The organism is Xaviernesmea rhizosphaerae, assembly GCF_001938945.1.
Classification (GTDB): Bacteria; Pseudomonadota; Alphaproteobacteria; order Rhizobiales; family Rhizobiaceae; genus Xaviernesmea; species Xaviernesmea rhizosphaerae.
Genome location: NZ_MKIO01000039.1, coordinates 91712 through 115641, shown reverse-complemented (window position 1 = coordinate 115641; position 23930 = coordinate 91712). Strand labels below are relative to the sequence as shown.

General features: G+C 64.9%; 22 protein-coding genes and 2 pseudogenes. 16 read left to right on the top strand and 8 right to left on the bottom strand.

Going from position 1 to position 23930, the window contains the following annotated elements; all coding sequences use genetic code 11:
* The first annotated feature begins 66 nt into the window (after positions 1-66).
* The 4 genes from gap (at position 67) to BJF92_RS18590 (ending at position 4137) form a co-directional block, all read left to right on the top strand.
* Positions 67-1077: a type I glyceraldehyde-3-phosphate dehydrogenase gene (gene gap / locus BJF92_RS18605; RefSeq protein ID WP_075636238.1), complete on the top strand. Its 1011-nt coding sequence runs from the start codon at positions 67-69 to the stop codon at positions 1075-1077.
* Positions 1078-1084: 7 nt separating this feature from the next.
* On the top strand, positions 1085-1651 hold the full coding sequence (locus tag BJF92_RS18600) for a putative glycolipid-binding domain-containing protein (RefSeq protein WP_078058270.1): 567 nt from the start codon (positions 1085-1087) through the stop codon (positions 1649-1651).
* Positions 1652-1664: 13 nt separating this feature from the next.
* Positions 1665-2861 (top strand): phosphoglycerate kinase, encoded by a 1197-nt coding sequence (locus BJF92_RS18595; RefSeq protein WP_075636236.1) that lies wholly within the window; start codon positions 1665-1667, stop codon positions 2859-2861.
* A gap of 247 nt (positions 2862-3108) precedes the next feature.
* Positions 3109-4137 carry a class I fructose-bisphosphate aldolase gene (locus tag BJF92_RS18590; protein WP_075636235.1) on the top strand — a complete coding sequence of 343 codons (1029 nt, stop codon included), beginning with the start codon at positions 3109-3111 and terminating at the stop codon, positions 4135-4137.
* A 267-nt stretch (positions 4138-4404) separates the two neighbouring features.
* Here the strand turns inward: BJF92_RS18590 and BJF92_RS25320 are convergent, their stop codons facing one another.
* Positions 4405-4560 carry a hypothetical protein gene (locus BJF92_RS25320; RefSeq protein WP_139790580.1) on the bottom strand — a complete coding sequence of 52 codons (156 nt, stop codon included), beginning with the start codon at positions 4558-4560 and terminating at the stop codon, positions 4405-4407.
* A gap of 477 nt (positions 4561-5037) precedes the next feature.
* Between BJF92_RS25320 and BJF92_RS18585 the strand changes: the two are divergent.
* Together BJF92_RS18585 and rcdA are read left to right on the top strand one after the other, a co-directional pair.
* Positions 5038-6279, top strand: a pseudogene (locus tag BJF92_RS18585) (MFS transporter); the annotation flags it as partial.
* A gap of 616 nt (positions 6280-6895) precedes the next feature.
* Complete coding sequence (rcdA, locus tag BJF92_RS18580; RefSeq protein WP_075636234.1) at positions 6896-7414, top strand: protease adaptor protein RcdA; 519 nt, start codon at positions 6896-6898, stop codon at positions 7412-7414.
* Positions 7415-7640: 226 nt separating this feature from the next.
* Here the strand turns inward: rcdA and rpmE are convergent, their stop codons facing one another.
* Positions 7641-7862: a 50S ribosomal protein L31 gene (gene rpmE / locus BJF92_RS18575; RefSeq protein WP_075626961.1), complete on the bottom strand. Its 222-nt coding sequence runs from the start codon at positions 7860-7862 to the stop codon at positions 7641-7643.
* Between the two features lie 222 nt (positions 7863-8084).
* Here rpmE and BJF92_RS18570 point away from each other — a divergent pair, with 222 nt between their 5' ends.
* The gene (locus BJF92_RS18570; protein ID WP_078058243.1) at positions 8085-9893 is read left to right on the top strand and encodes an ABC transporter transmembrane domain-containing protein; all 1809 of its coding nucleotides are present in this window, start codon (positions 8085-8087) and stop codon (positions 9891-9893) included.
* Positions 9894-10124: 231 nt separating this feature from the next.
* Positions 10125-11072, top strand: a complete 948-nt coding sequence (locus BJF92_RS18565; protein WP_075636408.1) for a Bug family tripartite tricarboxylate transporter substrate binding protein — start codon at positions 10125-10127, stop codon at positions 11070-11072.
* 464 nt (positions 11073-11536) lie between these two features.
* On the opposite strand, the gene BJF92_RS18560 is transcribed toward BJF92_RS18565, so the two are convergent.
* The 5 genes and pseudogenes from BJF92_RS18560 to BJF92_RS18540 form a co-directional block, all read right to left on the bottom strand.
* Positions 11537-12568, bottom strand: coding sequence for a peptidoglycan -binding protein (locus BJF92_RS18560; protein WP_075636233.1), 1032 nt, complete (start codon positions 12566-12568; stop codon positions 11537-11539).
* 171 nt (positions 12569-12739) lie between these two features.
* A pseudogene (locus tag BJF92_RS18555) lies at positions 12740-13765 on the bottom strand (flagellar motor protein MotA); the annotation flags it as partial.
* 254 nt (positions 13766-14019) lie between these two features.
* Positions 14020-14820 (bottom strand): inositol monophosphatase family protein, encoded by an 801-nt coding sequence (locus BJF92_RS18550; RefSeq protein WP_075636232.1) that lies wholly within the window; start codon positions 14818-14820, stop codon positions 14020-14022.
* A 234-nt stretch (positions 14821-15054) separates the two neighbouring features.
* Complete coding sequence (locus BJF92_RS18545) at positions 15055-16296, bottom strand: tetratricopeptide repeat protein (RefSeq protein WP_075636231.1); 1242 nt, start codon at positions 16294-16296, stop codon at positions 15055-15057.
* Between the two features lie 10 nt (positions 16297-16306).
* Complete coding sequence (locus BJF92_RS18540; protein WP_075636230.1) at positions 16307-16957, bottom strand: thiamine phosphate synthase; 651 nt, start codon at positions 16955-16957, stop codon at positions 16307-16309.
* 237 nt (positions 16958-17194) lie between these two features.
* On the opposite strand from BJF92_RS18540, the gene BJF92_RS18535 reads away from it, so the two are divergent.
* Together BJF92_RS18535 and BJF92_RS18530 are read left to right on the top strand one after the other, a co-directional pair.
* The gene (locus tag BJF92_RS18535; RefSeq protein WP_075636407.1) at positions 17195-17971 is read left to right on the top strand and encodes a sulfite exporter TauE/SafE family protein; all 777 of its coding nucleotides are present in this window, start codon (positions 17195-17197) and stop codon (positions 17969-17971) included.
* A 152-nt stretch (positions 17972-18123) separates the two neighbouring features.
* Positions 18124-18384: an ArsR/SmtB family transcription factor gene (locus BJF92_RS18530; RefSeq protein WP_075636229.1), complete on the top strand. Its 261-nt coding sequence runs from the start codon at positions 18124-18126 to the stop codon at positions 18382-18384.
* Positions 18385-19149: 765 nt separating this feature from the next.
* On the opposite strand, the gene BJF92_RS18525 is transcribed toward BJF92_RS18530, so the two are convergent.
* Positions 19150-19323 (bottom strand): YdcH family protein, encoded by a 174-nt coding sequence (locus BJF92_RS18525; protein ID WP_075636228.1) that lies wholly within the window; start codon positions 19321-19323, stop codon positions 19150-19152.
* A 215-nt stretch (positions 19324-19538) separates the two neighbouring features.
* Here BJF92_RS18525 and BJF92_RS18520 point away from each other — a divergent pair, with 215 nt between their 5' ends.
* From BJF92_RS18520 to BJF92_RS18495, 6 genes are all read left to right on the top strand, one after another.
* Positions 19539-19742: a YdcH family protein gene (locus tag BJF92_RS18520; protein WP_075626951.1), complete on the top strand. Its 204-nt coding sequence runs from the start codon at positions 19539-19541 to the stop codon at positions 19740-19742.
* Positions 19743-19893: 151 nt separating this feature from the next.
* Positions 19894-20358 carry a 5-(carboxyamino)imidazole ribonucleotide mutase gene (purE, locus tag BJF92_RS18515; protein ID WP_075636406.1) on the top strand — a complete coding sequence of 155 codons (465 nt, stop codon included), beginning with the start codon at positions 19894-19896 and terminating at the stop codon, positions 20356-20358.
* Positions 20355-21410, top strand: coding sequence for a 5-(carboxyamino)imidazole ribonucleotide synthase (locus BJF92_RS18510; RefSeq protein WP_075636227.1), 1056 nt, complete (start codon positions 20355-20357; stop codon positions 21408-21410). The genes purE and BJF92_RS18510 overlap by 4 nt, the downstream gene beginning before the upstream one ends.
* A 205-nt stretch (positions 21411-21615) precedes the next feature.
* Positions 21616-21741, top strand: coding sequence for a type B 50S ribosomal protein L36 (ykgO, locus tag BJF92_RS18505; RefSeq protein ID WP_075626953.1), 126 nt, complete (start codon positions 21616-21618; stop codon positions 21739-21741).
* Between the two features lie 131 nt (positions 21742-21872).
* The gene (locus BJF92_RS18500) at positions 21873-22547 is read left to right on the top strand and encodes a tetratricopeptide repeat protein (RefSeq protein WP_143524096.1); all 675 of its coding nucleotides are present in this window, start codon (positions 21873-21875) and stop codon (positions 22545-22547) included.
* 119 nt (positions 22548-22666) lie between these two features.
* Positions 22667-23860 carry an alpha/beta fold hydrolase gene (locus tag BJF92_RS18495; RefSeq protein WP_245294824.1) on the top strand — a complete coding sequence of 398 codons (1194 nt, stop codon included), beginning with the start codon at positions 22667-22669 and terminating at the stop codon, positions 23858-23860.
* Positions 23861-23930: the final 70 nt, after the last annotated feature.

Sequence of the window (23930 nt, the reverse complement as noted above, 5' to 3'; positions counted from 1 at the left end):
TTGGAGATCCGCCCGCGCGGCGCCGCGCGGCCAAGCCGCCGTTTAGAAGAGAGGGAGACTCTATCCATGACTGTGAAAGTTGCCATCAACGGCTTCGGCCGCATCGGCCGCAACGTCCTGCGCGCCATCATCGAGTCGGGCCGCACCGATATCGAAGTGGTTGCCATCAACGACCTGGGCCCGGTCGAGACCAATGCGCATCTCTTGCGCTTCGACTCCATCCACGGCAAGTTCCCGGCCACCGTCGTGGTCGAGGGCGACAGCATCGTCATCAACGGCGGCAAGCCGATCAAGGTGACCGCCGTGCGCAACCCGGCCGAACTGCCCCACAAGGATCTCGGCGTCGATATCGCCATGGAATGCACGGGCATCTTCACTGCCCGCGACAAGGCCGCAGCCCATCTGGAAGCCGGCGCCAAGCGCGTCATCGTTTCCGCCCCGGCCGACGGTGCCGACCTCACGGTCGTCTATGGCGTCAACCATGACAAGCTGACCGCCGACCACCTGGTCATCTCCAACGCCTCCTGCACGACGAACTGCCTCGCGCCGGTCGCCAAGGTGCTCAACGATGCCATCGGCATCGAAAAGGGCATGATGACGACGATCCATTCCTACACGAACGACCAGCCGTCGCTCGACCAGATGCACAAGGACCTGTACCGCGCCCGCGCGGCGGCCCTGTCCATGATCCCGACCTCCACCGGCGCCGCCAAGGCCGTCGGCCTCGTCCTGCCGGAACTGAAGGGCAAGCTCGACGGCTTCGCCATGCGCGTTCCCACGCCGAACGTCTCGGTCGTCGACCTGAAGTTCATCGCCAAGCGCGAGACCACCAAGGAAGAGATCAACGCCGCGATCAAGGCTGCCGCCGATGGTCCGATGAAGGGCGTCCTGGCCTATACCGACCAGCCGAACGTCTCGGTCGACTTCAACCACGACCCGCATTCCTCGACCTTCCACCTCGACCAGACCAAGGTCATGGACGGCACCTTCGTGCAGATCCTGACCTGGTATGACAACGAGTGGGGCTTCTCCAACCGCATGTGCGACACCGCCGTCGCTCTGGCGAAGTTCATCTGATCCGATGCTGTTTCGCAGCCCCTCCCCCCGAACGGTTCGTTGGCGTTCGCTCGACGGGGAAGGGCTCGAACATCTGGACCTGCTTCCAAAATCCGATGGCTCCCTGCTGGTGCGGGGAGTCATCATCGGCGGACGTGGCGGCGAGGCCTATGGCGTGCGCTACGCCATCGCCTGCGATACCCGCTGGCATGTGCGCCACTTTGACATCGAGACTACGAATGGGTGCTCCCTGAGCCTCAGCAGCGACGGCGAAGGCCGCTGGTTCAGCGACGACGGCACGCCTCGTCCCGCGCTGGACGGCTGCGTCGATATCGACCTCGCGGGGACGCCCTTTACCAATACGCTTCCGATCCGCCGGCTGGCGCTCAGGCCCGAGGACGGGCCCCGTCAGCTCACCATGCTCTACATCCCCTTCGATCGCTTTGAACCGGTGATCGACCGGCAGATCTATACCTGCCTCGTCCCCGGCGCGCTCTACCGCTATCAGGCGGCGGACCGGTCGTTCTCGGCGGACTTGCCGGTCGATGCGGATGGGCTGGTGACGGATTATCCCACCTTGTTTCAGCGAGTCTGACCCGGAGAACCCGATGACCTTCAAGACCCTCGACGACCTCACCGATATCCAGGGCAAGCGCGTGCTCGTGCGCGTCGATCTCAACGTTCCCATGGCCGACGGCAAGGTCACCGATGCCACCCGCATCGAACGCGTGCTGCCGACCATCCGCGAGCTCTCGGAAAAGGGCGCCAAGGTCGTGCTGCTCGCCCATTTCGGCCGCCCGAAGGGCGAACCCGTCGCCGACATGTCGCTGAAGCCGATCGCCGCCGCCGTCGAGGACATCCTCGACCAGCGCGTGCTCTTTGCCGAGGACTGCATCGGCGACAAGGCCAAGGCTGCGATCGACGGCATGAAGGACGGCGACGTCCTGCTTCTGGAAAACACCCGCTTCCACAAGGGCGAGGAAAAGAACGATCCGGACTTCGTCGCCGCGCTGGCCGCCAATGGCGACATCTATGTCAACGACGCCTTCTCAGCCGCCCACCGCGCCCATGCCTCCACGGAAGGCCTCGCCCGCCATCTGCCCGCCTATGCCGGCCGCACCATGCAGGCCGAGCTCGAAGCGCTGGAAAAGGGCCTCGGCAATCCCAAGCGCCCCGTGGTCGCCATCGTCGGCGGCGCCAAGGTTTCGACCAAGATCGATCTCCTGCAGAACCTGGTGAAGAAGGTCGATGCGCTGGTCATCGGCGGCGGCATGGCCAACACTTTCCTGGCCGCTGGCGGCACCGATGTCGGCAAGTCGCTGTGCGAGCATGACCTGGCCGAGACCGCCAAGGCGATCATGGCCGAGGCGGAAGGCGCAGGCTGCGCCATCGTGCTGCCGGTCGATGGCGTCATCGCCCGCGAGTTCAAGGCCGGCGCGGCCAATGAAGTGGTGGAGATCGCCAGCATCCCGGCCGATGCCATGGTGCTCGATGTCGGCCCCCAGTCGGTCACGGCCGTCAATGAATGGGTGAGCAAGGCGGAAACGCTGGTGTGGAACGGCCCGCTCGGCGCCTTTGAAATCACCCCCTTCGACAAGGCCACCGTGGCCGTGGCCAAGCATGCCGCCAGCCGCACCCGCTCGGGCGACCTCGTCTCCGTTGCCGGCGGCGGCGACACCGTGGCTGCGCTGAACCATGCCGAAGTCGGCGACGACTTCACCTATGTCTCCACCGCCGGCGGCGCCTTCCTGGAATGGATGGAAGGCAAGCCGCTGCCGGGCGTCGACATCCTGAAAAGCAAGTAAGCCGGCCGGACGGAAAGTCTCGCTACAAGCTGAATAAACTGCAAAGGCGCGCTCTCCCCTCGAGAGGGCGCCTTTTCTGATAATGGAAAGCATGCGCGCGGGTCACGGAAGCAGAGATCCGCGCGGGAAACTTGCACTGTTCAAACGATTAAAATATTTTCAATCGTTTGAACGGATTTAACTGCCTATTTTCACTGGTGAAATATTCTGATACTTCTTTGGTCAAAGAGATAAAAGGGGACAGAGGATGACGGGCGAAAGGCTGGACGATATTGCAGGCGCGATGATGTCGAAGGGTCAGGGTCTGCTGGCCGCTGACGAATCGACGGCAACGATCGCGCGGCGTTTCGACACGATCGGCCTTGCCTCCACGGAAACCAGCCGCCGCGACTATCGCGAGATGCTGTTTCGCGCCAGCGACGCGATGAAGCCCTGCATTTCCGGCGTCATCCTCTATGAGGAAACGCTGTTCCAGAAGGCCGAGGACGGCACGCCGCTGGTCGATCTCATCCGCGCGGCCGGCGCCGTTCCCGGCATCAAGGTCGATCTCGGCGCCAAGCCGATGGCCGGCTTCCCCGGTGAAACCCTGACCGAAGGGCTGGATGGGCTGCCCGACCGTCTGGCGCGCTATTACGAGGCCGGCGCCCGCTTTGCCAAATGGCGCGGCGTGATCGCCATTTCCGAGACCTTGCCGAGCCCCGGCGCGGTCAAGGCCAATGCCCAGGCGCTGGCGCGCTATGCCGCGCTGTGCCAGGCCGCCGGCCTGGTGCCGATCGTCGAGCCCGAGGTGCTGATGGACGGCACGCCGGGCGACCATTCGATTGCCCGCAGCGAAGAGGTGACCGAGGCCACGCTGCGGATCGTCTTCGAGGAACTGGCCTCTCAGCGCGTCGCGCTCGAAGGCATGATCCTCAAGCCGAGCATGGTCATCGACGGCAAGCATGCCCGCAAGGCCAAGGTGGATGAAGTGGCGGAGCGCACGGTGGGCGTGCTCAAGCGCACCGTTCCCGCCGCCGTGCCCGGCATTGCCTTCCTCTCGGGCGGCCAGTCGACGGAGGAGGCCACCGCCCATCTGTCCACCATGGTGTCCGGCTTCACCCTGCCCTGGACGCTGACCTTCTCCTATGGCCGCGCGCTCCAGGCCGAAGCCCTCGCCGCCTGGAAGGGCAAGCAGGAGAATATCGCCGCCGGGCAGCGCGCCTTCACCCATCGCGCCCGCCTCTGCAGCCTGGCGGCCCTTGGCGGCTGGCGCCGGGAATTGGAACTGGCGGCCTGAGACAATAGATCGGATCACCCGCAGCCCATTCCGGCACCGGGCGCGGCGAGGATCAGGAAGCAGACATAGGCAGGACGACAGCATGCCAAGGCCCCGCTTGCTTAAGGGTCACAGGCGCATGCGTCGACACCCTGCTCACGGCCTTCTGGAGGGGAGGCGAACTCGGTCGCGAAAGCGGCCGGGTTTGTTTTTGCAGCATGTCGGCCAAAAGTGGGAGCCGGTTTTCGGCAGACACCCGACGCGACCAGCCTCATCCGCAATCCCTGATCAGGGGCGGATCAGCACGGTGAGCATCATCACGGCGATGGCAGCCACGGCGATCTTCCAGAAATCCCGACGGCGGCGCAGCCCCGGAAAGCCCAGCGGTTTCAGCAGCTGGACGGCCATGGCGAGAAGCAGGAGAAGCGCGAGAGCCTTGCTCATGGGCGCCCCGCGGCTTTGGACCGAGAAAGGCTGACTGCGGGGTGCCCACAGGGGCGGAGGCCAGACACCGGGATGGACGACCGCCTGGCGCAGGATGCGACCGGCGTGAAGCGAGCGTCGGGAAGATGATGCTTTGAACAGGAAGGCCTGGAGCGTTGGCCGGAGTGCATCAGGCCGAAGAGCGCCCCGGAGCATCGGACCCCGCGCATTTTCCCGTCCGATGCTGTCGACATGCTGCTTTCCTCTGTCTGAGCGCTGCGATGAGCACAAAGGGGCCCGTCGCGGCCATCGATCTTTCATGCTTCGCGAAAGATTGCAATTTCACACGTCTTTTGCACATTACCCGTTTATGAGGAGGAGAGGCCTGCATCGAGGGATGCGGCTTCACGCCGATTCGCAACGGTTCGACAGCCAGATCTCTGGCGGCGAAGCGGCGCATCGCCCCCGATCCGAACCTTCAACGCCAGCGGACTGTTCATGCGCAAAAACCTTGTCCCGGTCGCCGCCCTGCTTCTCGGCACATTGTTCCTCTTCCTCGGCAATGGCCTGCACGGCCTGCTTCTGCCCATTCGCGGCACCTCGGAAGGATACTCGGCCACATTGCTCGGCTTTCTCGGCACGTCCTGGGCCACCGGCTTCGTCGCCGGCTGCCTGACTGCGCCGGCCATCGTGCGCCGCGCCGGCCATGTGCGCGCCTTCTCGATCTTCGCCGCGGTGCTGGCGATCATCGCGCTGCTGACAGGCATTCTGGTGGATCCGATCTGGTGGGTGGTGCTGCGCGCCGCCACCGGCTTCTCCACGGCCGGCACCTCGATGATCATCGAAAGCTGGCTGAACGAACGCGCGACCAATGAGAGCCGCGGCGCGATCTTCTCGCTCTATATCGCCATTACCCTGCTCGGCGTGGTGGGCGGGCAATTGCTGATCCCCTTTGGCGACACCAACAGCGCGCTGTTCTTCATGATCTGCGGCATCGTCTATTGCCTGGCCATGCTGCCGACGCTGATGTCCACCGCCGCCTCTCCGGCGCCGCTGAAACAGGTGCGCCTCGATCTCGGCGGGCTCTACCGCAATTCGCCGGTGTCCTTCCTCGGCATCCTGCTGATCGGCATTGCCAATGGCGCTTATGGCACGCTGGCGGCCGTGTTCGGCCGGCAGGCAGGCCTGTCGGATGCCGATGTCGCCTTCATGGTCAGCGCCGTCATCTTTGCCGGCGCGATCATGCAGTTTCCGGCCGGCCGCCTTTCCGACCGCATGGACCGGCGCTATGTGCTAGCCGGTCTGTCGATGGTGGCGGCTATCGCCGGTCTGCTGATCTTCGTCATTGAGCCGGCCCATGTCGTCGCGCTGGTGACGCTTGTGGCCATTTACGGCGCGACGGCGAATGCGCTCTACCCGATCGCCGCCTCCCACGCCAACGACTTTGCCGCGCCGGAAGATTTCGTGAAGGTGTCGGGCGGGCTGCTGCTGCTTTACGGCATCGGCACCATCATCGGCCCGACCATTGGCGGCCCGATCATGACCGCCATGGGTCCCTACAGCCTGTTCATGATCACTGCCTGCGCCCATGTGCTGATCGCCGCCTATGCGATGATCCGCAGCCGCATGCGCGCACCCATCCCCGTCGATCGCCGCGACAGCTTCGCCGCCACCAATGCCGGCCTGATGAGCACGCCCGAAAGCCTGAAGATGTCGCCCCGCGCCGCAAGCGCGCCGGAGGAGGCCGCGCCGCCTGCCGAAACGGTCCAGGCCGCAACACCGGCCGCAGCTGACCGGCCGGCCGCGCCGCAAGCCGGCACGGACACCGCCGCCGCTGGCGCAGACGAAAAGCCGGAGCTCCTGCCATCGGCCAGAGCCCTTGCCGATGACGGATCGGTTAACGATCCTGGGCATGAAAGCGGCGGTCAGGACACACCGGATGGCCACGGCCCCGCCACAGGCGAATCGTCTCCCCTATCCCGCGAAGAAAAATGAAATTTCAGCGCCTGCGAAGGTGATGAAATATTCGTGCGAAACCATTTGTTAAGCAAGCTGCGGTATTCGTGGGGTTATCCAGATCGCTCTGGATTCAGGCCGATTGCCACAAGCGAAACGTCTGATTTTTCTCCCTGTTTTACCTTGAGAGCCGCTTCCGAGCGGCTCTTTTTTTGCCCCTGCGTCCCAAGTTAGGACAAAGTGCAGAGAATTGTGGGTATTAACCCTCTATTAAGAACAGACTTGCGCAGCTTGCTTTAAAGGACGATGTTCATGACAAGCAGCAGGGACAAGCGAAACCTTTTCCGCGAAGGGCCGTTACCTGCGCAGGTTGATTGATGCGTCGAGGCAGGGAATAGACATGTCCGAACCAAGTCTGAACACGGTGAGCTTTGCAGGCCACGCCGCCGCTTCCACACAGTTCAAGTCGCTTTACGCCGAAGGCATGGCGCTGGTTGAGGAAACCGCGACCTACCTCGACGGCCCCGGCCGCACGGCGTCGAAAATGCTGCCGCGCCTCGCCTCGGTGCTCTATGCTGCCGAGTCCATGCGGCTTACCACCCGGTTGATGCAGATGGCCTCCTGGCTGCTGCTGCAGCGCGCCGTCAACAATGGCGAGATGACCCGCGATCAGGTTCTGTCTGAAAAGAACAAGGTTCGCCTCGACAGCTTCAATGTCGACCGCACCGCGCCGGGCTGGAACGACCTGCCGGAAAGCTTCCGCGAGCTGATCGACCGCTCGCTGCGCCTGCAGAACCGTGTGGCCCTGCTCGACCGCGAAATCTATCGCCCGCAGGACGCGGCGAGCTTCGCGCCGGACAATCAGAACGCCGTCAAGGCGCAGCTGACCCTGCTGCAGACCGCCTTCGGCGGCAACTGACCCGAACAGATTTTTCGAGCGCATCAATCCTGCTTCAAGGCCCGGTCATCGTGACCGGGCCTTTTCGTTTGCGGGTAAAAAACCGTCATCCTCGCCAGGGCAGGGTTACGCTTGTCATCGCGCGGCTCATCGCTCGACGCATGGCCACGCCCGCCATTGCGCTGGCTGAAACGCAAAAAGCCCGGCGCTAGCCGGGCTTTGAAGCAAACCGCTGATGCGGAACGTTTTAGAGGCCGAGGCCTTCGAAACGCTTCTTGAACTTGGAAACGCGACCGCCGCGGTCCATCAGCTGCTGGTTGCCGCCGGTCCAGGCCGGGTGGGACTTGGGATCGATTTCCAGGTTCATGACGGCGCCTTCGGAGCCCCAGGTCGAGCGGGTCTCGTATTCGGTGCCATCGGTCATGACGACCTTGATCATGTGGTAAGCGGGATGGATATCAGCCTTCATGATGCTCTTCCTGCGGAGTTCCTGGGTCTTCTTGTCGCAACCCGTTGCGGCAAAGGGACCAAACGCGATAAGGAAGCCGCAGACCTCTTTTCGGACCGCAGCTTTTCTATGGGATGGCGTGCCTATACATGAAGGCCTGCGGGATAACAAGGCCTGTCGGAGACGCCCGCGCCCGCAAGCGCGGTGTTCACGCGGCTCTCGGCAATCACGAGGAAGACCCAAGTGTCGGACAACAAGGATAAGCCGAAGGCGGCCCGGCGCTCGCTGCGCCCGCTGGCCGGCCTCGGACGCTATGTGAAGCGCTATCGCGGCATGGTGACGGGCGCCGGCATCGCGCTCGTCACCGCGGCGGTCACGACGCTGACCCTGCCGCTCGCCGTCCGGCGCATGGTGGATCACGGCTTCAGCGCGGCCGATGGTCGTTTCATCGACACCTATTTCTCGATGCTCGTGGTGCTCGCCGTCGTGCTCGCGCTGGCCAGTGCCGCGCGCTATTATTTCGTCATCACGCTTGGCGAGCGCGTGGTGGCCGATCTGCGCCGCGAGGTCTTCGATCACGTCACCCGGCTTTCGCCCTCCTTCTTCGATGTCAACCAGTCGGGCGAGATCGTCTCGCGGCTGACGGCGGACACGACGCAGATCAAATCCGCCGTGGGCGCCACCGCCTCCGTGGCGCTGCGCAATGTGATCCTCTGTCTCGGGGCCATCATCATGATGGTCTATACCAGTCCCAAGCTGTCGAGCCTGGTGCTGATCGCCATTCCGCTGATCGTCTTCCCGCTGGTGGGCTTCGGGCGCTCCGTGCGCCGCCGCTCACGCGAGGCGCAGGACCGGCTGGCGGGGGCTGCCGCCTATGCGGGCGAAGCGATCGGCGCGATCCGCACGGTCCAGGCCTTCACCGCCGAGGAAGCCGCCCGCGCCCGCTATGGCGCGGCAGTGGAAGACGCCTTCGGCGCAGCAAAGGCCGCCATCACGGCGCGCTCGGCACTGACCGCCTTCGCCATCAGCATGATCTTCGGCAGCGTCGTCGCCGTTCTCTGGTTCGGTGCGAAAAGCGTGCTGGACGGCTCGCTCTCCGCCGGCACGCTCGGTCAGTTCCTGCTCTATTCCGTCTTCGCGGCCGGCAGCCTCGGCGCGCTGTCGGAAGTCTGGGGCGAGCTTGCCCAGGCGGCAGGCGCCGCCGAGCGGATCCATGAGCTGCTCGACGAACAGCCCGCCATCGCTGCCCCGCCCCTTCCCCTCGTGCTCCCCCAGCCCGCCAGCGGCCGGGTCGCTTTCGACGGCGTCCATTTCGCCTATCCGAGCCACCCGGGCGAGAAGAGCCTGCGCGGCCTCGATTTCACCGTGGAGCCCGGCGAGACCGTGGCGCTGGTCGGCCCATCCGGGGCGGGGAAGAGCACAGTCTTCGCCCTGCTCCTGCGCTTCTATGATCCCACCTCCGGCCGCATTCTCGTGGACGGCGCCGATCTGCGCAGCGTCACGCCCGATGCCCTGCGCCGCCGCATGGCCATCGTGCCGCAGGACGTGACGATCTTCGCCGCCTCGATCCATGACAACATCGCCTTCGGCACATCCGGTGCCACGCGTGCGCAGGTGATGGCTGCGGCGAAGGCGGCCCAGGCCGACGAGTTCATCCAGCGCCTGCCGCAGGCCTATGACACGCTGGCCGGCGAGCGTGGCGTGACGCTGTCGGGCGGGCAGCGCCAGCGCATCGCGATCGCCCGCGCGCTGCTGAAAGACGCGCCGATCCTGCTTCTGGACGAGGCCACCTCGGCGCTCGATGCCGAAAGCGAAACGCTGGTGCAGCGTGCGCTCGATGGGCTGATGGAAAACCGCACGACCATCGTCATCGCCCACCGTCTGGCGACCGTGCTCAAGGCGAACCGCATTCTGGTGATGGACCAGGGGCGGATCGTCGAGGAAGGCACCCATACCGCGCTGATCCGCCAGAACGGGCTCTATGCCCGGCTGGCCCGGTTGCAGTTCGATCACGGCCAGGCCAGCCTCGAGCGGAGTGCCGCAAGCTCCTGAGACGCCATCCGAGAAGGGCGGATGGGTGGAAATTCACCCATCGGCGGGGACATCTGGGCAAGGAAGGGAACATCCTTGCCGGCAAAGCGCCGTTTCGGCCGGCCCCGCGCGAAAAGCCCGATTGCGACCGAGCGATCCGCCCGCTCAAATCCTCGGCAACGCTCATCCATGGAGGTGGAGGGCGCGCAACAGGATGACGATGGGAGGATTGTCATGTCATTCATCACGCGCATGCTTGCGGGTGCCGCTCTGGCCGTCGCATGGATCGGAACGGCGCATGCCCAGTTTCCCGAGCGCACGCTCACGCTCGTCGTGCCCTTTGCGGCCGGGGGCTCGACCGATGTCGTCGCCCGCATCGTCGCCAACAAGATGTCTGAGGATCTCGGCCAGCAGGTCATCGTGCAGAATATCGGCGGCGCCGGCGGCAATGTCGGGGCCTCCAACGTGGCGCGCGCCGCGGCCGATGGCTATACGATCCTGATGGGCACGGTCGCCACCCACGCCCTCAATCCGCTGATCCTCAAGACCAAGCCCTATGATCCGGAAAAGGATTTCGCGCCCGTTTCGCTGCTGGTGCTCGTGCCGAACGTGCTGGTCGTCAACCCGCAATTTCCCGCAAAGACCGTGGCCGAACTCGTGGCGCTCCTGAAGGCCGAACCGGACAAATATGCCTATGCCTCCTCGGGCAACGGCACGCCCCTGCATCTGTCGGGCGAGCTGTTCAAGAGCATGGCGGGCGTTTCCATGCAGCATATTCCCTATAAGGGTGCGGGTCCGGCCTTGAACGACGTCATCGGCAATCAAGTGCCGATCATGTTCGACAACCTGCCCTCCTCCTCCGGCCATATCAAGTCCGGCACGCTGCGCGCGCTGGGCGTGACCACGGCCAAGCGCGCCGCCTCTTTCCCGGATCTGCCCGCAATTGCCGAAACGGTGCCCGGCTACGAGACCTATACCTGGAACGCGCTCTTCGCCCCGGCCGGAACGCCGGCCGATGTGGTGGCGCGGCTGAATGCCGCCTCGAAGAAGGCCATGGCCGATCCCGAGGTCATCAAGCGCATGAACGACTTCTCGGCCACCATCGTCGCCTCCTCTCCCGAGGAACTGGGCGCGCATGTGAAGGCCGAGGTCGCTAAATGGACGCCGATCGTGCGGGATGCGCATATCACCTTGGATTGAAGCCGGATCGAAGCTTGCCGCAACGAGGAAGGGCCAGCGCGCCAGCACCGGCCCTTCTTTTCTCGCGGCGAACTGAAAATCATACCACAGTACACGGCACATCAGATCTGTGCGCCTGAACACCCCCTCATCCGCCTGCCGGCACCTTCTCCCCGGCGGGGAGAAGAGACCCGGCCGATAGCGCGGCGCCTCCATCCAACCCGCTGGAAAACAATGCATAAGCCGCATTTTCTTATGGGTGCAGGCGGGGCGAGGCGGCGGCGCACGTCTCTTCTCCCCAGCGGGGAGAAGGTGGCCCGAAGGGTCGGATGAGGGGGCCAGCCAAGGTCGCAAATCATGGTGTCGCACTGTGAAAACCATACGCAGCCTGGTCTTCTAGCGTCTTGTTTTTGCATCAGATTTCCGGAAATTGGCTCCCAGCTTTCGGTCCGATGCTCTCGTCGCGCGAAAGGGATGGGGACCGCTTATTTCTCCGTAAGTTTCAGCTCGATGCGCCGGTTTTGGTCGCGTGCTTCCTTGCTGTCGCCGGGCGCGATCGGCTGATACTGGCCGAAGCCGGCCGCGACCAGCCGGTCGGCGGGAACGCCCTTGGAGATCAGGAACTTGACGACCGAGGTGGCGCGTGCGGACGACAATTCCCAATTGTCGACATAGCGGCCATTGCCCGACAGCGGCACATAGTCCGTATGGCCATCGACGCGCAGGACCCAGTCGATCTCCGGCGGAATTTCCTTGGCGAGATCGATCAGCGCGGCAGCGAGCTTGCTCATCTCCTCCTGGCCGGCAGGATTGAGCTCGTTGCCGCCGGAGGGGAACAGCACTTCGGACTGGAACACGAAACGGTCGCCGACGATGCGGATATTCTCGCGATCCGACAGGATCTCGCGCAGGCGGCCGAAGAAGTCCGAACGATAGCGGTTCAGCTCCTGCACGCGCTGGGCCAGCGCCACATTCAGCCGCCGCCCGAGATCGGCGATCTTGGTCTGGGAGGCGGCATCCTTGGCTTCGGAGGCCTGGAGCGCGCTTTCGACGGCGGCGATCTGCGCCCGAAGAGCCGCGATCTGCTGATTGAGCAGGTCCACCTGGCTGAGCGCCCGGGCGCTGTTCTGGCGCTCGGCGTCCAGCTCGCCGCTGAGCTCGCCGATCTTCTGATTGGCGGTGTCGGTGCTGCCGCTGCCCTGGGAAAGCAGGGTCTGCAGCCGCGAACGCTCGCTTTCGGATGCCGAAAGCGAGGCCTGCAGGCTCGCCAGCGAATCTTCCAGGTCCTGCTTGCCGCTCTTTTCGAGCGCCAGAAGCTGGGTCAGCTCGTTGATCTGGCTGTTCAGCCGGTTGAGCACGTCATCCTTGCCGCTGATCTCGCGGCTAAGCAGGAATTGCGCCAGCACGAAGACCGAGAGCAGGAACATGATGGCGAGCAGCAGCGTGGACAGCGCGTCCACGAAGCCCGGCCAGTAATCGATCGTGCGGTGCGAACGGCTGCGGCGCGACAGGGCCAAGGCTTATTCTCCCCGCTCTTCGCGCTTGGGCTCGCGGCGCGCACGCGCGGGCGCTACGACGGGCGGGGCCGGCTGCGGCGCGGCGGCAGAGGGTGCCGGCGCCGAGACGGGAGCGACCTGCGGCGGCGGAGCGGCCGGCATGCGCGGCGGGGCGGCGGGCGCGCTGCCGCGCTCGGCCAGCCGGTTGATCAGCCCTTCAAGGGTGGAGCGCATGGCGCGCGATTCTTCCTGCTGCGCCTCGATCCAGTCGCGCAGCATCTGCTGCTCGCCGCGCATGTTCTTCACCAGGCCCTGGATGCCATCGGCGAGATTGGCCATGGCCGCCGTCGTGCGCTGGTTGAGGCCGGAATCCTGCGCCAGGCGGCTGAGCTGTTCGCCCACGTCGCGCATCTCCTCCAGATTGCCGCCGCCAGCGACCGCAACGGCGCGGTCGGCCTCGACATCGGTGACGGAGGAGAGCCAGTTTTCAAGCTCGGTATAGAAGCGGCTCTGCGCGCGGCCGGCCTGCAAATCGAGGAAGCCGAGGATCAGCGAGGAGGCCAGACCGAAGAGCGAGGTGGAGAAGGCGGTGCCCATGCCGGTCAGCGGCGCCGAAAGGCCGGTCTTCAGCGCCGAGAGCACGTCGTCCGTGCTGCCGGTGCCGGCATCGAGCGACTGGATGACCGTGTTGATCGAGCCGATGGTGCCGAGCAGACCCCAGAAGGTGCCGAGCAGGCCGAGAAAGACGAGCAGGCCAATCAGATAGCGCGAGGTGTCGCGGGTCTCGTCCAGCCGGGTGGCGATCGAATCGAGGATCGAGCGCAGCGCGGCGGTCGAAATGCCGTGGTGATGCGAATGCCGGCCGATCAGCGCGCGCATCGGCGCCAGCAGCACCGGCTCGCGCCCCACCTTCTCGGCATTGCCGACGGCGCGGAAGGCGTTGAACCAGCGCACTTCGGGGCGAAGGCCAAGCACATGGCCGAAGGACAGGAAGATGCCGATCAGCAGCACGCCGAGAATCAGCCCGTTAAGGCCGGGATTGCTGAGGAAGGCGGCATGCGCCTGGCGGAAGAGGATGGCGCCGACAAAGGCGACGATGATCAGGAAGATCACCATGGTCCAGACGAACACCATCGGGCTCGTCAGCTGGGCCTCCGGCAACCCATGATCTTCCGGCTCGTCCGCGTAGCCGCGTTCCGACGATCTCAGCCTGGCCATCCTGTCCTCACCCTTCGCAAGCCTTTACCCGAGCGCCTCTGCCTGACCAGACGGTGCACGTGCTCCGACTGGGATGCCTGACCGCGCGGCAGCGCCTCTGTGGCCGAACGGCGTGCTCAGATCGGCGCGACCTGTCCGTGCCCTTTCCCGTCCCGCTCCCATCAGGAGAGGGCGGGACAAGGTCTAAGTTATGTTTGTGCCGAATTGAAGAAGCAAGAGCCCGCGCATGGGCGTCATTGCCTGCCTGGCCAGGGTCACTTGCCGGGAATCGGACGATGGACGACGTCCTGCAGGGCCTTGCGGATATATTCGTTGCCAGCAATGATCGAGCGGCTCTCGATCAGCTTATTGCCACCGTCAATGTCGGACACCCAGCCACCGGCCTCGCGCACCAGGAGCATGCCGGCCGCGATCTGCCACGGATCGAGCCCACGCTCCCAGAAGCCATCGAACCGGCCGGCGGCCACCTGGGCAAGATCGAGCGCCGGCGCGCCGAAGCTGCGCAGGCCGGCAACCTCACCCATGACATGACGCAGTTCTACAAGATAGGTGCCATGATTGCTGCGGCCGAGATAGGGAATGCCCGTCGCGATGACGCAATCGGACAAGGTGCGGCGGGCGGCCACGCGCAGGCGCCGGTCGTTGAGGAAGGCGCCGCCGCCGCGCTCAGCGGTGAACAGCTCGTCAAGCGCCGGATTGAACACCAGCGAGGCAACGATCTCGCCCTGACGCTCCAGCGCGACCGCAATGGCGAACTGCGCCACGCCATGCAGGAAATTCGTCGCGCCGTCGAGCGGCTCGACGATCCAGCGGTGCGAGCCGTCGGTGCCCTCGATCTCGCCGGCTTCCTCGCCGAGGAAGGCATAGGTCGGGCGGGCCTTCATCAGGTCCTCGCGCAGGATCTTCTCGGCCTTGCGGGCCGCCTGCGCGACGAAATCGCCCGGCCCCTTCATCGAGACCTGCAGGTTCTGCACCTCGCCGAAGTCGCGCGACAGCGAGCGCCCAGCCTTGAAGGCAGCCTGTACCATGACGTTGAGAAGAGCTGAACGCGCCATCCCGCTTGATCCTTTTCCAATCGGCAGCCGGGCGCACGAAGGACACCGGCAAAAACCCTGTCACAAAACCGTCGACCCTGACGGCCGACCGCATCGCCCGCCATAACCGTCGGACCGATGACGATGGTCGGTCCGATGCTCTGGTGGTGTCGATGTCTCTCAGGCCCTGTGAAGACCATAAATGCGCGTGAAGTTCAAGTGGCGAGCCTGCCGGCGCGCCCAGGCGCAAGCGCCTTATTGCGGCCGGAAGAGGCTGGCGGCCTTGCGGGCCTGGGCCACCTGATCGTCGGGCAGGCCTTCCATGAAGTCGTCAAGCGTGGGATCGCTGAGGCCGGCCTTCAGAGAGAGAAGCGCCCATTTCCCCGCCTCGACCGGATCGGGCCGCGTGCCGATGGCGTTGATGTAGAGATGGGCCAGACGGTTCTGGGCGATCACATTGCCGCCGATCGCAGCCTCGCGCATCCAGCGGAAGCCCTGCTCCAGATTGCGGTCGCCGCCGATGCCGTCAACCAGCCAGATGCCGGCATCGAGCTGGGCGGTGTCGAAGCCGGAGGCCGCCGCGCGCAGCAGCCAGGCGCGCGCGGTGGCGCGCTTGTCGTCGCTGATGCCCTCGACATTCATATAGATCTGCGCCAGCGCATATTGCGCGTCGGCAATGCCCTTCTCGGCGGACTTTTCATAATAGGGCAGCGCCGCCTTCAGCCCTTTCTCGCCCGGCGTATCGGCCACAAGCGTCTGGGCATAGTTGAACTGGGCCGATGCATTGCCCATGTCGGCCGCATCGCGCATCAGCGCATCGGCGCGCTTGCGGTCGCGCGGCACATCGCGTCCTTCCATCAGCATCAGCGCGAATTTGAACATGGCCACGGGATCGCCCGCATTGGCGGCCTGTTCATACCAGAAGGCGGCATTCTTGGTATTGCGTGCCACGCCGAGGCCATTGGCGAAGATTTCCGCCACAAGCGTCTGCGCCGCCGCATCCCCCTTTTGCGCACGCGGCAGCGCCAGTTCCATGGCGGTGAGATAATAGCCGCGCTGGAAGGCGCCATAGGCCTCGTCGGGCTTGCCCTTGAACGGCTTTTCCTTGGGCAGGGCCGGCAGGGACGCGCCCATGCGGTCCAGCACGTTGACGCCCCCAGAAGGCGCGATCGCGCCGGGCGCCGGCGGCGGCGTGGCGGAGGAGCCGAGCCTGGGGAGATCTTCGGCCGGCAGGGCCGCGCCGTTGAACGGGGTGATCCGCCCGCGCTTGCCCGTCGGGCCAGTCCCTTGCTCCACACGCCCGGCAAAGCTCTCGTCCGCATGGCCTGCCTGCGCGCCTGCGGCAGCCTCCGGCGCGGCGGCGGGCGGCGAGCTCTGTCCCTCAAGCGTAACCCCCGGCAGATCGATCGCCTGCGCCCGCAAGGCGGCCGGGCTTGCAAGCGTGAGCAGGCAGGCCAGCAGGGCGGGAAGCCGAAAAGAGGGTGCGGTCGGGATCATGTCCTGCCGATTAATCTTCAAACCGTGGCGCTTTTTCGTCCAGAAGCGCATTAACCGCAGCGACGACGGCGCCTGGCGCCTCGGCGGCAAACACGGCCTGGCGCAGGGCGACGAATTCGGCCCCGGTCTCGGCAACGGCGAGCGCGGAGGCAGGGTCCGTGCCGGCAAGCACGATGCAGGGGATTTCGATCATCGAGGCCCACCATTCGCCCAGCGCCAGGTTCTTGGGATGGGCTTCCGGCTTGATGTCGCCGTCGAGCTTGCCGAAGAACATATAGTCCGGGCGGGCCTCGCCGATCTCGAGCGCCTGATGGCGATCGGACGCGCCACCCGCGCCGACGATCAGCTTCGGCGTGAATTTCTCCACTGCTTCCGCAATCATCTCCGCCCCTTGCGCCACATGCAGGCCATCCGCCTTGACGCGGCCAGCCACCCGGCTGTCGCCAGCGATAATCGCCGCCGCACCCGCCTGCTGCACGATCGGCACCAGGCGCTCGGCCTGCTTCTGAAACGTGGCATCATCCAGCGCGCCCTGCGTCAGAATCACCGAGGCGACATCCCCGCCCGAAAGCGCCGCCTCAAGGCGCTCTACCTGCCGGTCGGAATCGTCAAGCTCCGGCAGCACCAGAACCAGGCGGCAGCGATTGTCCATGTCCGTCATGTCACTCCTCGGCGGGCTTTCGGTCAAAACCCGCTGACCCTCAAGAAAATTGCGCGTTGCGCTCTGCTCTCTTTCCCTTACAGCATGTCGCGCGATCCTGGGAACCGCTTTTGCGCGGGCCCGCCGGTCTGGGAGGGCCGGGGAAGGAACCGCCGCCTGCGGCAGGCGTCAATGCCGGACGGACAGAGCGCGGACACCAGGCCGACCGGTCGCCATGCGCTTTTTGAGGAGAAGACCATGCTGCCCGATATGAATTTCTATCTCGTCGCCATTCCGGCAGTGATTCTGGTGGGCTTTTCCAAAGGTGGCATGGGCGAGGCGCTGGCCCTGATGGGCGTGCCGCTGCTTTCGCTTGTGGTGCCGCCGGTGCAGGCGGCCGCGCTGCTTCTGCCGATCCTGATCGCCATGGACATGGTCTCGCTCTGGGCCTGGCGGCACAATGGCGACCGCAGAACGCTGCTGATCCTGCTTCCCGGCGCGCTCGCCGGCATCGCCATCGGCTGGGCGACGGCCGCCGTGGTGCCGCGCGATGCGCTGCGTCTTATCATCGGCCTGATCGCCGTGCTGTTCGCGCTGCGCTATGCAGTGCAGGTCTGGCGGGTCCGGCGCGGCCTTGTCGTCACGCCGCGCCCGCATCGCCCGCTTCTGGCCGGCGTGCTCGGCGCCATGTCGGGCTATGGCAGCTTCGTCGCCCATGCCGGCGGGCCGCCCTTCCAGGTCTATGCCCTGCCGCTACAGCTGCCCCCGCGCGATTACACCGGCACCATGGTGCGTTTCTTCGCCATCCTCAATGCCGTCAAGCTCATTCCCTATTTCGCGCTCGGCCAGCTCGACACCGACAATCTCATGACCTCGGTCTCGCTCTTTCCCTTCGCCGTGATCGCCACCATGGCCGGTGCCTTCTTCGTGCGCCGTATGAAACCGCAGACTTTCTATCCCTTCATGTACATGATGGCCTTCCTGGCAGGCCTGAAACTGGTCCACGAATCGCTGTCGACCTGGCTCGCCCCGTGATCCTCAGGTTGCAATTTTTAATTTTATTAAATTTATAAGTTCTATTAAATGGCGAGAAAACACCCGGAAGTCACAGCCTTATGGCTGTCCTCTCGCAACGCACTGCAACAATTCCGCTTGCCCATAAGAATAATTTATCTTAGCATTCCCTCATGTCTCTTGCTGATCCTTTCGACGCTATCTCTGATCCGAACCGGCGCTATCTGCTGGAGGAACTCCGTCGCGCTCCGCGTACGGTCAACGAACTCGCAGAAGGGCTTCCGATCAGTCGGCCCGCTGTCTCGCAACATCTGAAAGCTCTTCTGGAATCCGATCTCGTCTCGGTATCGCCCAGCGGCACCCGGCGGATCTATACGATCAACAAGAAGGGCTTCGACAAGGTCAATCTCTGGCTCGACCAGTTCTGGTCCTGAGGTTGAGCGACCGTCGCCGGTGCAGGAACGTGCTCGACACGGGCATTGCGGCACTGTGACAAGGATGAAGCTGCGTCACGCCCTTGGCGCGGTCCGCCCGACCCGGAACATCCTCTTCAAGGCTCGGTGATCCACTGGCCTGGCTTTGCCAATCTCTTCCCCTTCACCATGGCTGGCCCACATCGGCAAGCAGCCCGCCGAGATGCTTTCGCTGAAAAGCGCAGACCCGGACGCTGTAGGAGCCGTCGGAAGCCGCGGACCGAAATCGGCACTGTTTTTTTGTCCGATCAGGCTCCGCGCCGCACTCTATGAGGCAACGCGCCAAAGCGTCGGCGAACCCGACGCCACCCGGGGCAGGCGCATTCGTCAGCCAGCGATCACGCGGACGTGTTTCCATCAGAAAGAGCTTAAACGAAAATGTGAGCCGCTCCGGCGTCCATCTGGCCATAGCAAGCGGAAAAGGCGTCTGCGGAGACGCAACCTGCGCCGGGATCATCCGTTCATTCGCGAAAAAATCATGCAAAGGGGGATGAAGGCCGTTGCCCGTAATCGGGTCTGCTGGTCGGTCAGACAGCCTGGCGCGGCCGGCGTCGGGCCTTGCGCCTCTTGTCGGATGGCGGCTGAACCGCCATCCGGGCCACCGGATCGAGGGCGCAAGAGAGGCCGGGCACATCCAGCCGATTCGCCTGCTCACACCGCTTTGTCGATCCAATATAGCCTTGCACGTCTCCAGGCTAAAGCCTCAAGATTGAAGCCTAGCAAAACTCAGTGAAACGACGCTTTCAGCTTCGCGATTTCGTCTTTCAAGCGCAGCTTACGCCGCTTCAGGCTAGAAATGTAATCGTCCCGGGTCGACGGCTGCAGAAGAGCCGAATGAAGTTCCTCCTCAAGCACTCCATGTTTCTTTTCAAGCGTTGCGAGATGGGCCTCAATATTCATTTTGGCAGTCCCTTCCTTCTAGCTTGCATCCGGTCTTACCGCCGGATGTCCGGTTGGTAACGCACGAGAGTGTGCCATGACATTTTTCATTTGTCGAAGGCGTTTTCGTGGCAGGGGCGAACTTCCCGTTTGCGGTTAATCCATGCTAAGCGACGGATCGAAACGATGAATGGGGTGTTTGCGCCGCCCCTTGGGCGCGACGAGGGTCATAAGCAATGCCAGATCAGGATCAGGCGGAACTGAGATTGAGCGTAGCCCGGCTGCGGCAGGAGCACGAGGATTACGACACCGCCATCAATGCGATGATCCAGACCGGCTGCGACGCCCTGCGCATCCAGCGCATGAAGAAGAAGAAGCTGGCGATCAAGGACAAGATCACCAAGCTCGAAGACCAGATCATCCCCGACATCATCGCCTGACGCCCGGTCGCCACCCACCGGGTGCGCGATCCGTTTCAGGCCAAGGCCTCAGACCATAACCCGCCTGGACCCACCCGCCGGACGATCCGGGCCACCGACAGAGGAGCCGCCGTCCGTGACCCCGCTTTCCCCGCCTCCCGTGGCGATCATCATGGGCAGCCAGTCCGACTGGGAAACCATGAAGAATGCCGCCGACGTGCTCGATGCGCTGGATGTTCCCTATGACGCCCGCATCATCTCGGCGCATCGCACCCCGGAGCGCATGGTGGATTTCGCCAAGGGCGCCCGCGACGAAGGCTTCAAGGTGATCATCGCCGGCGCCGGTGGCGCGGCGCATCTGCCGGGCATGACCGCGGCGCTGACCCCACTGCCGGTCTTCGGCGTGCCGGTCCAGTCCAAGGCTCTGTCCGGCCAGGACAGCCTCCTGTCGATCGTGCAGATGCCGGCCGGCATTCCCGTGGGCACGCTGGCCATCGGCCGCGCCGGGGCCATCAATGCGGCGCTTCTGGCCGCTGCCGTCCTGGCGCTTGGCGATGCCGATCTGGCCGAGCGGCTGGATCAATGGCGCAGCGAGCAGAGCGCGGCCGTCGCCCGCCATCCGGTGGATGCGGCATGACCACCATCGGCATTATCGGCGGCGGACAGCTCGGCCGCATGCTCGCCATGGCCGCAGCCCGGCTGTCCATGCGTGTCGTCGTGCTGGAGCCCGATGCCACCTGCCCCGCCGCGCAGGTCGCGACCCGCGTCATCGCCGCCCCCTATGACGACGAAGCCGCCCTCGATGCGCTGGCCGAGACTTGCGATCTCGTCACCTATGAGTTCGAGAACGTGCCGGTGATCGCCGCCGCGCGGCTTGCCGCCCGCCTTCCGGTCTATCCGCCGCCCAAGGCGCTGGAAGTCTCGCAGGATCGCCTGGTCGAGAAGCGCTTTCTTAACGCCTGCGGCCTGGATACGGCGCGCTATCACGCGGTCGACAGCCTGGAGGCGCTGCAGGCGGCGCTTGCGGATTTCGGCGGCCAGGGCGTACTGAAAACCCGCCGGCTCGGCTATGACGGCAAGGGCCAGGCCGTGCTCAAGCCCGGCGGCACGACGGCGGAGGAGGCCTTTGACGCGCTCGGCCACGTGCCGCTGATTTTCGAAAGCTTCGTGCCCTTCGTGCGCGAGATCTCGATCATCGCCGCGCGGGGAACGGATGGCAGCATCGCCGCCTATGACCCGGCGGAAAACATCCATCGCGACGGCATTCTCTCGACCTCGCGCGTGCCGGCCGGCATCGACCAGGCCACCAGCGCGGCCGCCCGCACGGCCGCCGCCGCCATTCTGACCGCGCTCGATTATGTCGGCGTGATCGGCGTCGAGTTTTTCGTGCTGGCCGATGGCCGCCTCGCCGTCAACGAGATCGCACCGCGCGTGCACAATTCGGGGCACTGGACGGAAGCCGCCTGCATCGTCTCGCAGTTCGAGCAGCATATCCGCGCCGTCGCCGGGCTGCCGCTCGGCGACACCCGCCGCCACAGCGACTGTCTGATGCACAATCTGATCGGCGACGACGTCGACAGGCTCACCGACTGGTTGGCGACACCGCAGGCGCTCGTCCATCTCTATGGCAAGGAAGAGGCCCGCCCCGGCCGCAAGATGGGGCATGTGACCGTCCTCTCCGCTCCTTGACGGGGAGCGGTCGCGCCGGCGTGGAAAGCCCGGCGGGGAGCGCAGAGTAGCGGCCTCCGGCGGCCTTTGCTGGTTGACAGAAAGGCTTCGCCGGGTTATCTGCCTGCCACTCTTGAAGAAAGCGCGTTCCCGCATGCGGGCCGCGCTTTCGATTGTGTTAGGGACAGGGCGAGCTGCACGCCGCCGAGAACTGCGGACCAGGAAAATGAAGATCAAGAATTCGCTCAAGTCGCTGAAAACCCGTCACCGCGAGAACCGTCTGGTTCGTCGCAAGGGTCGCATCTACATCATCAACAAGCTGAACCCCCGTTTCAAGGCCCGTCAGGGCTGAGCCTTCGGGCTCAGGACCATGGGCTCGAGACCCTGCGCCTGCCCTGTTCGCGAACAGATGGCAAAGTGCGGAAAAGGGTCTCACAGCTTTTGTGATTTGAAGATCGGCCATGGCGCTTTAATCTGATCGCTATGGCCGATTTTTTGATTCGTCTCCCTGCCACCGCTCTTGTTCTGGCCTTTGCGCTTGCCCTGCCCGCGCGCGCGGCCGATCCCGGTGCCGGCCTGCAGCCGACATCCGGCGCTGAAACGAGCGCGCCGAAAGCCGAAACGCCGGCTGCCTCTCCCTCCGCTCCCGCAAAGCCGGGCATTGCCTCTGACGACCGCAAGGCCACGCTCAACGCGCTGTTCGATGCGCTCAAGCGCGAGCGCAACCCTGAGAAGGCGCGCGAGATTTCCGGCCAGATCCGGCTGGAATGGGCCGAGTCCGGCAGCGCCACGGTCAATTTCCTGATGCTGCAGGCCGCCAAGGCCATTGCCGAGAACCGGCAGACCAGCGCGCTGGATTTCTACGATCAGGTGATCGCGCTCGCGCCCGATTACAGCGAGGGCTGGAACGGGCGCGCCACGCTGCATTATCAGATGAACAATTATCGCAAGTCGATGTCCGACATCAATCACGTGCTGCAGATCGAGCCGCGCCATTTCGGCGCGCTGGCCGGCATGGCGACCATCCTGACCACCATGGACAAGCCGGAACTCGCCGTCCGCGTCTGGGAAAAATTCCTGGAGATCTATCCCGCGGAGCGCAAGGCGCAGGAGGAGCTCAACACGCTGCAGGAAAAGGTCGCCGGCAGCCGAACCTGAGCGCGGTGTGGCGGGTCCTCCGCTCAAGAAACGGCTCGGCCCAGCGCATTCGCCGGTCCCCGTGGCGAAATCCGACCCTGCCGTGGCCAAGAGCTGAACCGTCGAGAGGGCTGCCGCGTATGCGCGGCATGACACGCGCGCTCCTGACGACACCATCCCCCTCCCCTACCTCGCCGACCCCTGCCTCTCGGGCAAGACATGGGTCCCGCCCCCTCGGCCTCCTGCAGCTGCTTCAAAAAGCCGTAGCCACATATGGCCCAAGCAGCGCTCGAGGCCGCGCGCTGGCCGCTTCGCTCGGCGGCCTAGCGCTCGCGATTGCGCTTTCGGTCTCCCCGGGCAGGGCCGAGGCCCAGGGCACCGGGCGTGCCGGCAACAATCCGCCCGCAGCCACCCCGGGCCTGCCGCAGGGCGAGCGGATCGATGTTGGCGGCTTCAAGCTGAACAGCGTCCATGTGCCGCGCCCGAAGGGGGCCGACCTGCCGCCGCTCGTCTTCATCCATGGCGCCAGCACCAGCCTGCTCGATCCCTATGGCGCTTTTCGCGTGCCGCTCGATGGACGGGCGGAGATGCTGTTCGTCGATCGGCCGGGACTCGGCTTTTCCGATGCCGGCGGCCCGCGCAACCGCTTTCCCGATGGCCAAGCCGATGCGATCGCCACGCTGATGCAAAAGCGGGGCATTCGCCGCGCCATCATCGTCAGCCATTCCTTCGGCGGCGCCATTGCCGCAACCTTCGCGCTGCGGCACAAGGAAATGGTGGCCGGCCTCGTCTTTCTCTCGCCTGCCACCCATCCTTGGCCCGGCGGCATCGAATGGTATTACTCCGTCGCCAAATCGCCGGTGATCGGGCCGCTTTTCACTGCGCTGGTGGTGCCGCCGGTCGGCCTGCTGTCGATCGACAAGGCCACCCGTGCCGTCTTCGCGCCCAATCCCCGGCCGGACGACTATGTCGAGAAGACGCGCGCCCGGCTGGCGCTGCGCCCCGGCGCGTTCCGCAACAATGCGACCGATATCGCCAATCTGCTTGGCTACGTCCGGGAGGTGGCGCCGCGCTATCGGGAAATCACCGCACCCACCGTGATCATCACGGGGGATCGCGACGGGGTCGTGCTGCCGGAGATCCATTCGGTCGGGCTGCACAAGGCGATTTCAGGCTCCCGTCTGATTCGGATCCACAATCTCGGCCACAAGCCTGACTACGTCGTCACCGATGTCGCCATTGCCGCGATCGAAACCGTGGCCGGTCGCCATCCCGATCTCGATGGCATCGCCCGGCGCGCCGAGCGGCGCATTGCCAAGGATGACGCCAAGTAAGGCGGCAGGACTGCAGCCACGAAAAAGGGCGCGCCCTGCGGACGCGCCCATTCTTCGTGGTGCAGCTCGG

Coding starts and splice junctions, on each gene's coding strand:
- ykgO (WP_075626953.1), top strand. CDS start 21,616: ATGAAGATCAAGAATTCGCTCAAGTCGCTGAAAACCCGTCACCGCGAG.
- BJF92_RS18525 (WP_075636228.1), bottom strand. CDS start 19,323: ATGAATATTGAGGCCCATCTCGCAACGCTTGAAAAGAAACATGGAGTG.
- rcdA (WP_075636234.1), top strand. CDS start 6,896: ATGTCCGAACCAAGTCTGAACACGGTGAGCTTTGCAGGCCACGCCGCC.
- BJF92_RS18520 (WP_075626951.1), top strand. CDS start 19,539: ATGCCAGATCAGGATCAGGCGGAACTGAGATTGAGCGTAGCCCGGCTG.
- rpmE (WP_075626961.1), bottom strand. CDS start 7,862: ATGAAGGCTGATATCCATCCCGCTTACCACATGATCAAGGTCGTCATG.
- BJF92_RS18565 (WP_075636408.1), top strand. CDS start 10,125: ATGCTTGCGGGTGCCGCTCTGGCCGTCGCATGGATCGGAACGGCGCAT.
- BJF92_RS18510 (WP_075636227.1), top strand. CDS start 20,355: ATGACCACCATCGGCATTATCGGCGGCGGACAGCTCGGCCGCATGCTC.
- gap (WP_075636238.1), top strand. CDS start 67: ATGACTGTGAAAGTTGCCATCAACGGCTTCGGCCGCATCGGCCGCAAC.
- BJF92_RS18595 (WP_075636236.1), top strand. CDS start 1,665: ATGACCTTCAAGACCCTCGACGACCTCACCGATATCCAGGGCAAGCGC.
- BJF92_RS18540 (WP_075636230.1), bottom strand. CDS start 16,957: ATGACGGACATGGACAATCGCTGCCGCCTGGTTCTGGTGCTGCCGGAG.
- purE (WP_075636406.1), top strand. CDS start 19,894: ATGGGCAGCCAGTCCGACTGGGAAACCATGAAGAATGCCGCCGACGTG.
- BJF92_RS18495 (WP_245294824.1), top strand. CDS start 22,667: ATGCGCGGCATGACACGCGCGCTCCTGACGACACCATCCCCCTCCCCT.
- BJF92_RS25320 (WP_139790580.1), bottom strand. CDS start 4,560: ATGAGCAAGGCTCTCGCGCTTCTCCTGCTTCTCGCCATGGCCGTCCAG.
- BJF92_RS18550 (WP_075636232.1), bottom strand. CDS start 14,820: ATGGCGCGTTCAGCTCTTCTCAACGTCATGGTACAGGCTGCCTTCAAG.
- BJF92_RS18500 (WP_143524096.1), top strand. CDS start 21,873: ATGGCCGATTTTTTGATTCGTCTCCCTGCCACCGCTCTTGTTCTGGCC.
- BJF92_RS18535 (WP_075636407.1), top strand. CDS start 17,195: ATGCTGCCCGATATGAATTTCTATCTCGTCGCCATTCCGGCAGTGATT.
- BJF92_RS18590 (WP_075636235.1), top strand. CDS start 3,109: ATGACGGGCGAAAGGCTGGACGATATTGCAGGCGCGATGATGTCGAAG.
- BJF92_RS18530 (WP_075636229.1), top strand. CDS start 18,124: ATGTCTCTTGCTGATCCTTTCGACGCTATCTCTGATCCGAACCGGCGC.
- BJF92_RS18545 (WP_075636231.1), bottom strand. CDS start 16,296: ATGATCCCGACCGCACCCTCTTTTCGGCTTCCCGCCCTGCTGGCCTGC.